Below are 12,291 nucleotides of genomic sequence, written 5' to 3'. Positions count from 1 at the left end.
TATCCGACCTAGTTTTTAAAGGGAGAAAGTTTATTAAAATATATAAATTGCTCCAAGAACGATAAATGCTCTTAGGCAAAAACCGCCAATTAAAACACCATATTCATTATATACGCAGCTTTTAACGCCTTCGCTACATCCGCATACTGCTCCGTCTTTTGTTACGCCACATCTTTGTAGCATAAATTTACTGCCACCAATTAACGGCAGTGCAAGACCAAGCACTATAAAACCTATCCAAAACATCGGTGCTAGAGAGCCTGATACTATTTTGGTTATGCTAGCCATGCCAGCAGCTTCGTTTCTAACGCTTGCAAATAGCATCAAGAGGGCAAAAATTTCAAGTGCCACTAAAATAGTGTGAAATTTATGCGACTCATGGCTTAAAACGCCACCACCACTTAGCACAGATATAGCGTTTGCGCTAAGACCTGTTGATATGGCTGAAATAGTAAATAGTATTGGTAGCCATATACTTGCCCAAAGTGGGATCGCTTTAACAACATATAAAAGTAGTCCAGTATAACCCATCACTCCAATTGCAAGTAGCGAGCCAAGGCTAAGCATCATATCGCAAATTTTGCCACCTTTTTTAACTTGTAAAAGCACGAGCACGCTAACTATTATGAAAAATGTTAGAAGATATGTGCCAATACTCATTATAGAAACTGGTCTTGTGTAAAGACCTATGATCTTAGCTGGATTTATCGCCGCACTTGGTGCTAGGTCAAATAGCAAAAGTAAAGTTCCAACTATGACCGCTATTGGTGCGAGTAAAAATCCAAATTTATAAAATTTCTCATCAAGCTTGCCCAAAAAGCCTTTATAGGCTAAAGCCGAGCACAAAAATGCCCCAGCACCTAAACCGCCCAAAAACAGATATATGACTATGAGCCATCCCCAAGTTGTTTGTTCCATTATCTATCCTTTAACTCTTAAAAGTTAGAAGAGCTCTTGACTGCTCTATCTCGTTTTCAAGATATAAATTTAAAAAATCAGCAAAGCTCACATAGGCTTCTAAATTTGTAGCCTCCTTACAACGAGAGCTAAATTTATAAAACCACTCAAACGGATGAGTGCGGATGAAGTCATATTTTTTATGTAAAATTTCATCCATTTTCTCTTTTTCGTCTACTTGTAAGGCATTGAAACTTAGAAAGTAAAGGTATTGCAGCTCGTATCCGATAAAATCATCTGGAAATTTATCAAACTGCTCTTTACTAAGCTTTAGCCCAGAGCTCTCATAAAAGCCACGTACCTGCATAGTCTTTTCGCCAAACATCGTTTTATAATCAAAATAAACCGACTCATATGGCTCAGCTTTTGGGTGTCTTGGCCCTACAAAAAGCCTGTTAAATTCATATCTTAGCTCGTCTAGCAAATTTAGATCATCTTTGCACTTATTTAGCCAAAGTATGAAGTCGTGATTTTTAAATTTATCACTAAAATTAAGGCTTAGACTTATGAGCTCATCTAAATTTTGCTCTCTAAGCTCTACTAAGAAAAATCGCCTTAAAAAGTCTTCAACACTAAGGCTAACGCTAAGCTTTTCTTTGACCTTATCCATCTTTTACTCTTTAGTGTATGAATTCGTTTCGCTTCATTCTTGGATAAAAGCGGATATTTGGCTTGGTAAAGAAGTGTTTAAAGCCTGGCATCTCTTTTTGCATACCAGCGCTATCGCTAACGTTGCTATCAACTAGCTTTAGTACTCCACACGGACAGCCTGCTACACAAGCTGGCTCTTCGCCACGCTCAAGTTTTTCAGCGCAGAGATTACACTTTTGAGCTTTACCGTCTTTACCTTTTGTGATAGAGCCATAAGGGCAAGCCATCAAGCAGTATCCGCAGCCTATGCACTTATCATGAAGTGGCTGTACTACACCATTTTCTAGCTTGATATAAGCCCCAACTGGGCAGACATCCATACAGGCTGGCTCGTCGCAGTGGTGGCAAGAGTGAGTTATAAAGATCTCTTTTTCTATACCATCTTCATGTATCATAAGGCCATCAACATGTCTCCAGTTTATATCTGGATCTTGGTTGTGATAGACTTGACATGAAATTTCACAAGCCTTGCAGCCTATACAAAAGTTATAATCAAATAAAAATCCTTGTTTTCTTTTCATCTTAGACCCCTTTACATCTCTTGTTTAGCTGCTTTTTTTACTTCGCAAAAGCTAGCTGTATAGGTTGAGCCATTTCCTAGGTCACTAACGCCATCAGAGCAAAGTATATTTGCCCCAGTTCTTGATTTTGTCACTTTTACCCAGATGTTGTTCCACGCATAGACTATGCCTGGGTTCATTTGATTTGTCTCGACTGCTGTAAAGACGGCTGTTCCTTTTTCGTTTGTTGCCTCAACTGTGTCTCCGTTTTTGATACCGCGAGCCTCCATATCTTCACGTGTCATAAATAGCTCAGCATTGCCCTTAACGATAACTCTTTTTAAGATATAAGGCATATTGCCCCAGTTGGAGTTGTCTTGGAGCTGAGTACCCGGCGTCATGAAATAAAGCGGATATTTTTTAAGATAGTCTTTTCCAAATTTATTGCTCTTTTCATAGTAGTCCCAGTCAGTTTCAAGGTCTATTACTGGATGATAGCCTGCGTCTTTAAAGGTTTGTGAGTAAAGCTCGCATTTTCCACTCTTTGTACCAAAGACTAGTTTGTCTTTTGGCGCATAAGGGTAGTATGGGAACTGATCTTTCATCGTTTCAGGCGTTCTAAATGGTTTGATCCAGCCGACTGATTTTAGTTTTTCATAGGTGATGTTTTGTTTTTTGGCAAATTCTGTATCCAAAAAGCGTCTGCAAACCGTTTCACTATCCCAGTTAAAGCACTCTTCTGTATAGCCCATAGCTTTTGCAAGAGCGTTGAAGAACTCTAAATTTGTCTTAGCTTCGCCAAGAGGTTTTACACTTTGAGCGTTGTAGCAGACGTATCCAGAAATTTGGTCGTTTTGGATATCCTCACTCTCCATAAATGTAACACCAGGTAGAACATAGTCAGCATAGTCACAGGTGTCTGTTTCGTAAGGATCAATTACAACCAAAAAGAAGTCATCGTCCATTACACGCTTTTTGATCAAATTTGTATTTGGCGCTGTTACCATTAAATTTGAGTTGTAGTTGATGCATGCTTTAATGACTGTGTTTATAGGCTTGTCAAGATATGTTGGATTTTCTTTTTGTATGCCTTTACCAAATTCTATATAGCTTACTTGCTGCCTTTCTATCTTTTTGCCATCTTTATCTTTTGGAGAGAGATCTGGCATGCAGTTGTCGAAATTAAAGCAACCTTTTACATGCACGTATGCCCAAAATAGTCCGCCACCAAGCTTTGTCAAGGCACCAGTTAAAACTGGTAAAAATGTAACCGCACGAACAAGTCTTGCTCCGTTAAAGTGTCTTTGTCCGCCGTCGCCGTGCATGATGGCTGGTGCTTTTGCGTGAGCGTACTCTCTAGCAAAAACTTTGATCTGATCCACACTTGCTCCGCACATCTCAGATAGCTCGCCATAGGTGTAGAGTGAGCACTCGTGTACTAGATCTTCAAAGCCAGTGGTATATTTTTCTACAAATTCATGATCATATAGATCTTCTTCTATTAAAAATTTACAGACCGCTAGACAAAATGCAGGGTCGCTAGATGGTTTTAGCTGGATAAACATATCTGCTTGGTTTGCTAGAGGAATTCTTATCGTATTTATAACGATGATCTTCCCACCTCTTTTTTTAACACGGTGAGCAAATCTTATCCAGTGTACGGCTGTATAAGCTTCGTTTGATCCCCAACTAATGTACATATCACTCTCATCGATCTCAAGTGCATCTTTTGAGAAGTCAGTACCTATAACGCTAGGAGTGCCCGCGTATCTTGGCCAGTCACAAGGGTTTCTAACAAGCCTTGTAGCTCCATATTTTTCAAAGAAATTTCCTGGTGCGATAGTTTTTGAGATATGTCCTTCGTTGCCAGAGTAGACAAACTCGGTCAAGGCTTCGCCGCCAAATTTCTCTTTTATCTCAGTTAGCTTCGCAGCTATCTCTTTTAAGGCTTGATCCCAGCTTATCTTCTCCCATTTCCCTTCGCCTTTTTTACCGACTCTTTTCATAGGGTGCATGATGCGGTCAGCGTTATATAGGTGCATGGCATAGGTGTGACCCTTGACGCAGACTGTGCCTTGAGTTAGTGGGTGCTTTGGATCTCCTTTTATGCTTACCATTTTGCCATCTTTTATCTCAGCGATCATCGAACAGGCATCACGGCAGTTTCTAGGACAGGTTAGGTAGTGGTACTCTACATTTTCCTCGTTCTTATAGGATTTTGGGTTAAAATCCACCTCAAATTGCTCCATACCAAATAGGCTAGGAGCTGTTCCAGCTGCTGCTAGAGCTGCTCCGGTGCCTTTTAGGAAAGAACGTCTTTGCATGTTTTCTCCTTAAATTTGATAGCTATTTCATCTCAAAGATAAAAACTTTATTCTCTTTGCCTTCTCGTGAGAAGATGTAAAATTTATTATCTTTGATTGCTAATGCTCTTGGGTTATTTACCCCACTAAAACTAAATGCCTCGTCTATCTCTTTGGTGGTCAAATTTAACTTTAAAATAGTTGAGAAATTTTTACTTAAAAGATAGAGCGCATCGGGCTCCACGTCTATGCCAGTAATATAGTAGTTGTTTAAATTTCTACCCTCTTTTAGCTGCAAATTTGCTCCAGCTTTTGGTACAAATTCTTCTAAGATCATCTTATCGTCGCCGTCAAATATAGCTACACTCCAGTAGTCTCTAACGTCATTTGGCACACTAGCTGTGAAAAATTTATTCTCACTTTCTAAGTAGTCCCAGCCTAAGATGTATTGCTGTTTTGATCTAATGGTAGAAAATCTACCCTTGTTACCAAGGTCATTTAGCTTCCACGCGTCATATCCAGCCAACAAGTGCCTCCACTGGCTATTTTGCTCATCTTTACTAAGGTTGCTAGCTGGCTCATAAAATACAAAAGTTTTGTTATAACTTATCATGCCAAGCTCTTTTTTATACCAAGTAGCTCCGACTGTTGCCTCCATCTCCATTATAAAATGACGGTCGTGCTTAGCATAACTTAGAGGCTTTAAATTCTCATCTGCGATGTAAAATTCATTGTCGTTTGAGACAAGAGCGAACTGCTTTTTGCCTTCATCGTAGTCAGCTCCAGTTATTGCATTATCGTTTTGCAAATTTAGAGTGATCGTATCTTTAAGGCCTAGCTCTTTTATGTTTTGGATAGCTCCATTTTTGCTATCCATATCAAAGCTAAAACCAAAAGCAAGGCTTGCTAATGCGATAAAAAATATTATCTTTTTCATCTTTTACTCCTTACTTTGCTAGGTCTGGAAGCTCAGGGTTCCAGTCAAATCTAAAGTCAAGTGAGCTATCCCAGTGGTCTTTTTCCCAGAACCATTTTGAAGGATCGATGCTCATTCTAGGTGGTGTGCTAGATCCTAGATATGGCGGTGGACCAGAAGCTATAAAGGCTTGAACGCAGTTTGCAAGTATGATCACGATAAAGACCAAATTTGCAAATTTGCCAAGCGGTAGGTAGCTTAGAAAGTTGCCATATTCGCCATTTGAGCTTTTTTGCATTATAAGGCCTAAGTTTTTGCTAAACAAAAATATAAGAGCCAAAAATATGATCACACAAAAATCAACAACCATAACCCAAAACTGAGTGTGGGCACCTAAAATTTCAAGGCCAAAACCTTGTTTGATGTCAAGATAGCCGCCAAATGTTCCATCTAGGCTGTAGTGGATAAAGCCGTTAAATATGCCCCAGCAAACCATTAGTAAAAGGGCTGCTAGATATCCAGGCTTTAGTCCGTACCTGATGATGAAAAGTGCTATTAGGCTAATAGCTATCATCGTGATCCTCTCGGCCCAGCACATTACGCAAGGGTTATCACCTAGTCCAAAGCCAAGCACCAAGCAGGCGATACCAACTGGAAGTGCCACAAGAGCAGTGATGGCTAGTGACATAAGGTTGAAAAAGCCTTGTTCGTTTGCTGGGATTTCGTTTCGTTTTGTTTGCATCTTGCCCTCCTAAAAGTTGCCTATTGGCAAGACTACCCATAAATTTACGTAAAATTCTAGTGCAACTAGTATTACGCACCCCAAAGCCATACAGGACGTTGCTATTTTCTTCATTTGTGGCTTTATGTATAAGATAAGCCCACTAATCAGAAATAGCGTCAAAATTAGAAATTCCATTTTGAGCTCCCAATTTGTAAATTTTCAACTACAAGCATGCTTATCTGAGAAAAATAATATAACTATATTTATTAAATTTAGTTTAAAAAATATATTTTTATAGCTAAGTTTTGCTTTATAAAATAAAATTTTGTAAATAAAAATATATTTATATAAAAATATTTTATATAATTAAGTTATATTTAATTAAATTAATATTAATTTGTACAAAATTATTTTTATTAGTTGGCTTGTAAATTTAAATTAGCTTAAAGAATAGTTATGTAATATTTTTGCAAAAGGTAAAAAGGGGTAGTAATGGAAAATATATTTTTAGAATCATATGATGTTTTTAAGGTATGTAAATCCCCAAGCAAATTAAAAATTTATGATGAATTTTTGCAAAATAACAAAAGGTACTCTATAACGCGTTGCTACTACGTCATTGTAGTGGACAATACCTTTTTAACCTACTCACATCTAATGGTCTATGAGCAGCTACTCTATCTTTTGTACTCGCAAAATAAACTAAAAAATGGCGACTTTTCGCTCACGCTGAAAAAAGCAGAGCTTGCTAAGAAATTTAAAACAGATATCACAAAAAGTGCCACAGATACGATAAAGTGCTTTTACGAAATGCAAGACGTGAAAATTTCGATCTTTGTAAAAGATAAGATCGAAAAGCAGATGAATATCATCGAATTTATAGACGCAGATCAGACTGAAAAATATGGCAATCTACAAGATGAGATAAATTTGAGGCTAAACCCAGAATTTGTAAAGCTCTACCGATGCATCTATCTTGATAAGATCGAGTATTTAAACAGCTTTGATATAGAGCAAGGTAGCTTCATAAGATACTTCATGCAGCACGAGCTAGATGGTGGCGTAAGAAGCTCGGCTATTATCGATAAAATGGGCGTTTTAAACTATTTACCTTTTGCTTATAAGAAGCGCTTTGAGCAAGAGGTGGCAAATGTTAGCTTTTATTATAAAAATGAAAAATACGAGATAAAAGATGGCTTTGTAGTAGTCACAAATCACGAAAATAGAGTGATGGATAATCAAAATGCCTCTATTGAGCTTTTTGGTCTTATCTACGAGCAGATCACAAAAAATTGCACTAAAAACATCGTACTAAATGACGCAAATTTGCAAAATTATTATGCTAGATTTGGTAAATTTGAGACAAATCAAACTATCTTTAAAATCTTTAGCAACATGGAGCTCATGCTAAATCACTCAATGCAAAAAGAAAATACCAAAATTTCTTTCTTCTCTCACTTTTTTGAAAGCATAGTTTGTAAAAGAGATGCTGAGCTTGAAATTTTGATCGAACTAAATCAAAAAGGCTTTGAGTATATCATCTCGCGAAGTGCAAATTTAGACTTTTATAACGTTGAGTCAGCTGACTACGGACTTACTTCATATCCAGCTAGCTCGTGTGCGGTGGGTGGAAATTTCTAAATTCAGTTGATTTTAGCTTTTAGTTTGGTGATCACTTCGTCAAGCTTGCCGCTATTTTGAGCGTGTTTTAGGCATTCGTTTATATCGGTCATCTTTTTGGTAAATTCGTTTTTTATAATGTCAGCCACAAAGTTCTCGCTGCTAGTCTCGTCCAAGATAGGATACATGTCTCGCCAGATATCTTTGATCCACCAGCCGCATTTTGATATGCAAGGAAACTCTTTAAGCTCGCCAAGCTTTAGGCTCATCATAACCTCATCAGAGTGCTTGATATCGTCTGTGACAAAGTCTTTATGAGCGTTATCAAAGCTCGTAAACATGCGGTAGCCAAGGCTTGATACGTTGTTTTCAGAGCAAATTCTAAACTGAAAAACATTATCTTCATAGTCTAAATTCGATATGCAAATTTGATGTTTTTGGGTGAAATTTGGAAATGAGTTAAACCTTTTATCATCTATGTCAAGCTGCCATTTTGAGTCACTATCGCTATTTAAAAACTCTTTAAAGCTTAGTTGTACAAATTCTTTATAGCTCATCTCATCAGCTTCGAAAAAGTCATAGTTACTACTGTTTTTTTCTTTAAAATCTTTAAATTTCATATCATTTCCGATCAAAAAAGTGTAACTATTTTACTACTTTTAAGGATAAAAGTTATTAAATTTTACGAAATTTGTAAGATCTTTTATTAGCGAGCTATTTCGGTTTTAGAAATTTAAGTTGTGTAGCAAATGTTTTTTAAAAACAAATCAAATTTCATCCGTGATGATCTCTATCTTGCTTGCATCGACTAAGCTGCCGTCTATGATGATCTCATCTATCTTGCCAGCTCTTATGATGCCACTTTTTGGATTTTTCACACTTTTTATGCTGCTTTTGGTGCTCACATCGACGCTTGAATACTCAAAAGCAAGGCTTGTGTCCATAAAAATGCAATCTTTCACGACCAAATTTTCCACATAGCAAAGCGCTTGCAAGCTCTTTATCGTGCAGTTTATGAGTGTCACATTTTTCGCGTTCCATGCTAGGTATTCGCCTGAGATTAGGCAGTTTTGTGCGACCACGTTTTCGCAGTTCCAAAAGGCATCTTTTGAGATGAGCTTTGAGTTTGTGATGCGAAGATTTTTGCAGCTATCAAAGCAGTAGTTGCCGTCTAAGCTTAGCCCATCAACCTCTAAATTTTCGCTATTTGCCCCAAAATAATCCCCTTTTGCAAAGACGTTTTTTATCTTCACGTCCGCACATCCCCAAAGCGTCTCGGCAGCGTCTGAGAAATTTACATTTTCAAGTGAAATTTGCGAGCTTTTTCTAAAGCTTTTTGGCGCATTTATGACCACGTCTTTGAAGCTTAAATTTGTGCTGTACCACATGCCAGCTCTTGCTAGAGGCTCCAAGTATCCGCTATTTAGCGTGATGTCATTTGCGTACCAGAGCGGATATTTGTAGGCAAAAACGCACTCATCTAGCTTTAAATTTGAGCTGTGCTTTAGCGGTGACTCGCCATCTTCAAAGATGCAGTTAGTAAAATTTAGTCCCTTTGCCCCAAGCATCGCGCGTTCTCCTGTGAAAATTTCGGCGTTTCTCTCTTGCATTTTTGTCCTTTATTAAATTCTTCTCTCAAAATTATACTGATTTTCTCAAAATTTATTGCAAAATGCCATTAAATTTACTTTAAAGATGCAAAGCGTTATAATCGCCCCAAAAAAGGAGCAAAAATGGGTTTAAAATCAGACTCTTGGATAAGGAAAATGTCGGTCGAAAAGAAAATGATCGTGCCATTTGCCGAGGAGCAAGTGGGCCGCGGCGTCGTTAGCTACGGCGTTTCTAGCTATGGCTACGATATCCGCGTGGGCGATGAGTTTAAAATTTTCACAAACATAGGCGGAACCGTCGTTGATCCAAAGAATTTTGATGAGAAAAATGTGGTTGATTTTAAGGGCGATGTCTGCATCGTGCCGCCAAATTCTTTTGCTTTAGCGCGCACGATCGAGTACTTTAACATGCCTGATAATGTGCTAGCGATCTGCCTTGGCAAGAGCACATACGCAAGGTGTGGCATTATCGTAAATGTGACGCCTTTTGAGCCTGGATTTAAGGGGCATATCACGATAGAGATCTCAAACACGACGCCACTACCGGCCAAAATTTATGCAAACGAGGGCATCGCACAGGTGCTATTTATCGAGGGTGATGAGCCTTGCGAGGTAACTTATGCTGATAAAAACGGCAAATACCAAGCCCAAGAAGGCATCACACTGCCTAGAATTTTGAAGTAATTTTCATGCCTTTGCGACCTTGCAAAGGCTAAATTTATCTCCCATTTTTTACGAAAAACCCTAAACAATAACGAAAATTTGACGAAATAGAAGCTAGAAAGAGCAGAGCTTTGATAAACAAATTTTAAATTTGGCACAGCTTTTGCTTAAAAATTTATAAAAAATAATCCAAATTAGCCATTTATAAATCAAAAAAATGACTAGCAAAAAGGCGCAAAATGTTTAACAACAAATCGATATTGATCACCGGCGGAACAGGAAGTTTTGGTAAAAAGTACACCGAAATTTTGTTAAAAAAATACAAGCCAAAAAGGCTAGTCATCTACTCACGCGACGAGCTAAAGCAATACGAAATGGCCCAAATGTTTAAAGACAAGGCCATGCGCTTTTTCATCGGCGACGTGAGAGACTATAAGCGCTTAAGAACTGCTATGAACGGCATAGACTATGTCATCCACGCAGCAGCAATGAAACACGTACCAATCGCCGAATACAACCCAATGGAGTGCATCAAAACAAACATAGATGGCGCTCAAAACGTCATCGACGCCTCTTTGGAGTGTGGTGTTAGTAAGGTGATAGCGCTCTCAACTGATAAGGCGTGCAACCCTGTAAATTTATATGGAGCTACAAAGCTAGCCAGTGACAAGCTCTTTGTCGCTGCGAATAACATTGTTGGAGACAAAAAAACAAGATTTAGCGTCGTAAGATATGGAAACGTTGTTGGCTCTCGTGGATCAGTCGTGCCGCTTTTTAAAAAGCTGATCGCACAAGGAGAAAAAGAACTTCCTATTACGCATGAGAAGATGACTAGGTTTTGGATCACGCTTGAACAAGGTGTAAATTTCGTCCTTAAAAACTTTGAGAGGATGAAAGGCGGCGAAATTTTCATACCAAAGATCCCATCAATGACGATGGTAGATCTCGCAAAAGCCCTTGCACCAGACCTTGGCGTCAAGATCATAGGCATTCGCCCAGGAGAAAAGATGCATGAGATGATGATCTCAAGAGACGACGCGCATCTTACATACGAATTTGATGATTACTACGTTATTAGTCCATCTATCCAGTTTTTAACAGCGCAAGACTTCTCGACAAATGCTCTTCATCAAAAGGGCAAACCAGTTAGTGAGGACTTTGAATATAGCTCAAATAAAAATAAAATTTGGCTCGATAGAGCAGGCCTTCTTGAGATGATAGGAGATGCTAAATGATACCTTACAGCCGTCAGCAGATCACAGAAGAAGATATCAAAGTAGTAGCAGATGCGCTAAGAGACGACATCTTAACAGGTGGCCAAAAGGTCAGTAAATTTGAAGAGGAGCTGGCAAAGTATGTTGGCGTAAAGCACGTGATCGCGATGAACTCAGCCACTTCTGCCCTTCACGTAGCCTATCTTAGCCTTGGCGTAAAGGCTGGCGATGAAGTGATCACGACACCTATCACCTTTGCGGCCACTGCAAATGCGGCTTTGATGGCAGGAGCGCAGGTCAAATTTTGCGACGTAAAAGCAAATGGCAACATCGATGAAGAGAAAATTCCAGCTCTTATCACGCCAAAAACAAAGGTGATAACTGCGGTTGATTACGGTGGCAACCCAGTGGAGCTAGATAAGATCATAAATTTAGCCAAAAAACACGGCATAAAAGTGATAGATGACGCCTCTCACGCCCTTGGTAGTGTGCAAAACGGCGTAAAAGTGGGTGTTAAGGCTGATATTGGCATATTTAGCTTTCACCCAGTAAAGCCTATCACCACGCTTGAGGGCGGCGCGCTTGCTACAAACGACGATGAACTAGCAAGGCTTGCAAGGCTATATAGAAGCCACGGCATCACCAAAACAAAGCTTTGGGATAGCGACATGAGCTTGCTTGGATACAACTACAGGATCACAGACGTAGCCTGCGCTTTGGGACTTAGCCAGCTAAAAAGGCTGGACGGCTTTATCGCTAAAAGAAATGAGATAGCTAAATTTTATGATGAGAAATTTAGTGAGTGTGAATACTTTAAAACTATAAAGATCCCAGCAAATACAACTAGCTCAAGGCACCTATATCCAGTGCTTTTGGATGAGAAATTTTGGGATAAAAAAGAGCAAATTTTTGAAGCACTCTTGCAAAAGGGCGTTGGTGTGCAGGTGCATTACAAGCCAACATATAAATTTAGCTTTTATAAAGCACTACTTGGCGAAATTTCACTACCAAATGCGGAGAAATTTTATAGCGCTGAGCTTAGTCTGCCTTGCCATCACGGCATGAGCGTGGATGATGCTAAATTTGTTGCAAGCACGCTTTTTGATGTGCTAAAAAGCTTTAGCGAGTAAAAA

General features: G+C 38.9%; 12 protein-coding genes. 4 read left to right on the top strand and 8 right to left on the bottom strand.

What is annotated here, in order from left to right; translation table 11 throughout:
• Nucleotides 1–33: 33 nt before the first annotated feature.
• Genes nrfD through B9N65_RS08480 form a run of 6 tightly spaced genes read right to left on the bottom strand, consistent with a single transcriptional unit; the run spans nt 34 to nt 6,069 of the window.
• On the bottom strand, nt 34–918 hold the full coding sequence (gene nrfD / locus B9N65_RS08505) for an NrfD/PsrC family molybdoenzyme membrane anchor subunit (RefSeq protein WP_087583580.1): 885 nt from the start codon (nt 916–918) through the stop codon (nt 34–36).
• Between the two features lie 10 nt (nt 919–928).
• Nucleotides 929–1,567: a TorD/DmsD family molecular chaperone gene (locus tag B9N65_RS08500; RefSeq protein ID WP_087583579.1), complete on the bottom strand. Its 639-nt coding sequence runs from the start codon at nt 1,565–1,567 to the stop codon at nt 929–931.
• A 10-nt stretch (nt 1,568–1,577) separates the two neighbouring features.
• Nucleotides 1,578–2,129 carry a 4Fe-4S dicluster domain-containing protein gene (locus B9N65_RS08495; RefSeq protein ID WP_012140509.1) on the bottom strand — a complete coding sequence of 184 codons (552 nt, stop codon included), beginning with the start codon at nt 2,127–2,129 and terminating at the stop codon, nt 1,578–1,580.
• Between the two features lie 11 nt (nt 2,130–2,140).
• On the bottom strand, nt 2,141–4,432 hold the full coding sequence (locus tag B9N65_RS08490; protein ID WP_087583578.1) for a molybdopterin-containing oxidoreductase family protein: 2,292 nt from the start codon (nt 4,430–4,432) through the stop codon (nt 2,141–2,143).
• Between the two features lie 22 nt (nt 4,433–4,454).
• On the bottom strand, nt 4,455–5,348 hold the full coding sequence (locus tag B9N65_RS08485) for a hypothetical protein (protein ID WP_087583577.1): 894 nt from the start codon (nt 5,346–5,348) through the stop codon (nt 4,455–4,457).
• 10 nt (nt 5,349–5,358) lie between these two features.
• On the bottom strand, nt 5,359–6,069 hold the full coding sequence (locus B9N65_RS08480) for a disulfide bond formation protein B (protein ID WP_087583576.1): 711 nt from the start codon (nt 6,067–6,069) through the stop codon (nt 5,359–5,361).
• 474 nt (nt 6,070–6,543) lie between these two features.
• On the opposite strand from B9N65_RS08480, the gene B9N65_RS08475 reads away from it, so the two are divergent.
• Complete coding sequence (locus tag B9N65_RS08475; RefSeq protein ID WP_087583575.1) at nt 6,544–7,692, top strand: hypothetical protein; 1,149 nt, start codon at nt 6,544–6,546, stop codon at nt 7,690–7,692.
• A 2-nt stretch (nt 7,693–7,694) separates the two neighbouring features.
• Here B9N65_RS08475 and B9N65_RS08470 read toward each other — a convergent pair whose 3' ends face one another.
• Nucleotides 7,695–8,291, bottom strand: coding sequence for an effector protein (locus B9N65_RS08470; RefSeq protein WP_087583574.1), 597 nt, complete (start codon nt 8,289–8,291; stop codon nt 7,695–7,697).
• Between the two features lie 147 nt (nt 8,292–8,438).
• On the bottom strand, nt 8,439–9,281 hold the full coding sequence (locus B9N65_RS08465) for a DUF3737 family protein (RefSeq protein ID WP_087583573.1): 843 nt from the start codon (nt 9,279–9,281) through the stop codon (nt 8,439–8,441).
• A gap of 123 nt (nt 9,282–9,404) precedes the next feature.
• On the opposite strand from B9N65_RS08465, the gene dcd reads away from it, so the two are divergent.
• From dcd to pseC, 3 genes are all read left to right on the top strand, one after another.
• Nucleotides 9,405–9,965, top strand: a complete 561-nt coding sequence (dcd, locus tag B9N65_RS08460) for a dCTP deaminase (RefSeq protein WP_002939953.1) — start codon at nt 9,405–9,407, stop codon at nt 9,963–9,965.
• A gap of 218 nt (nt 9,966–10,183) precedes the next feature.
• Nucleotides 10,184–11,179 carry a UDP-N-acetylglucosamine 4,6-dehydratase (inverting) gene (gene pseB / locus B9N65_RS08455; protein WP_087583572.1) on the top strand — a complete coding sequence of 332 codons (996 nt, stop codon included), beginning with the start codon at nt 10,184–10,186 and terminating at the stop codon, nt 11,177–11,179.
• Nucleotides 11,176–12,288: a UDP-4-amino-4,6-dideoxy-N-acetyl-beta-L-altrosamine transaminase gene (gene pseC / locus B9N65_RS08450; protein WP_087583571.1), complete on the top strand. Its 1,113-nt coding sequence runs from the start codon at nt 11,176–11,178 to the stop codon at nt 12,286–12,288. The genes pseB and pseC overlap by 4 nt, the downstream gene beginning before the upstream one ends.
• Nucleotides 12,289–12,291: the final 3 nt, after the last annotated feature.

Source organism: Campylobacter concisus, from assembly GCF_002165815.1.
In the GTDB taxonomy this organism is placed as follows: Bacteria; Campylobacterota; Campylobacteria; order Campylobacterales; family Campylobacteraceae; genus Campylobacter_A; species Campylobacter_A concisus_BH.
Note: the sequence above shows the minus strand (reverse complement) of the source record. Positions and strands in the feature narration are given on the sequence as shown.

Bases quoted from the DNA above. Each gene is read 5' to 3' on its own strand.
- nrfD (WP_087583580.1), bottom strand. From the start codon at position 918: ATGGAACAAACAACTTGGGGATGGCTCATAGTCATATATCTGTTTTTG.
- B9N65_RS08500 (WP_087583579.1), bottom strand. From the start codon at position 1,567: ATGGATAAGGTCAAAGAAAAGCTTAGCGTTAGCCTTAGTGTTGAAGAC.
- B9N65_RS08495 (WP_012140509.1), bottom strand. From the start codon at position 2,129: ATGAAAAGAAAACAAGGATTTTTATTTGATTATAACTTTTGTATAGGC.
- B9N65_RS08490 (WP_087583578.1), bottom strand. From the start codon at position 4,432: ATGCAAAGACGTTCTTTCCTAAAAGGCACCGGAGCAGCTCTAGCAGCA.
- B9N65_RS08485 (WP_087583577.1), bottom strand. From the start codon at position 5,348: ATGAAAAAGATAATATTTTTTATCGCATTAGCAAGCCTTGCTTTTGGT.
- B9N65_RS08480 (WP_087583576.1), bottom strand. From the start codon at position 6,069: ATGCAAACAAAACGAAACGAAATCCCAGCAAACGAACAAGGCTTTTTC.
- B9N65_RS08475 (WP_087583575.1), top strand. From the start codon at position 6,544: ATGGAAAATATATTTTTAGAATCATATGATGTTTTTAAGGTATGTAAA.
- B9N65_RS08470 (WP_087583574.1), bottom strand. From the start codon at position 8,291: ATGAAATTTAAAGATTTTAAAGAAAAAAACAGTAGTAACTATGACTTT.
- B9N65_RS08465 (WP_087583573.1), bottom strand. From the start codon at position 9,281: ATGCAAGAGAGAAACGCCGAAATTTTCACAGGAGAACGCGCGATGCTT.
- dcd (WP_002939953.1), top strand. From the start codon at position 9,405: ATGGGTTTAAAATCAGACTCTTGGATAAGGAAAATGTCGGTCGAAAAG.
- pseB (WP_087583572.1), top strand. From the start codon at position 10,184: ATGTTTAACAACAAATCGATATTGATCACCGGCGGAACAGGAAGTTTT.
- pseC (WP_087583571.1), top strand. From the start codon at position 11,176: ATGATACCTTACAGCCGTCAGCAGATCACAGAAGAAGATATCAAAGTA.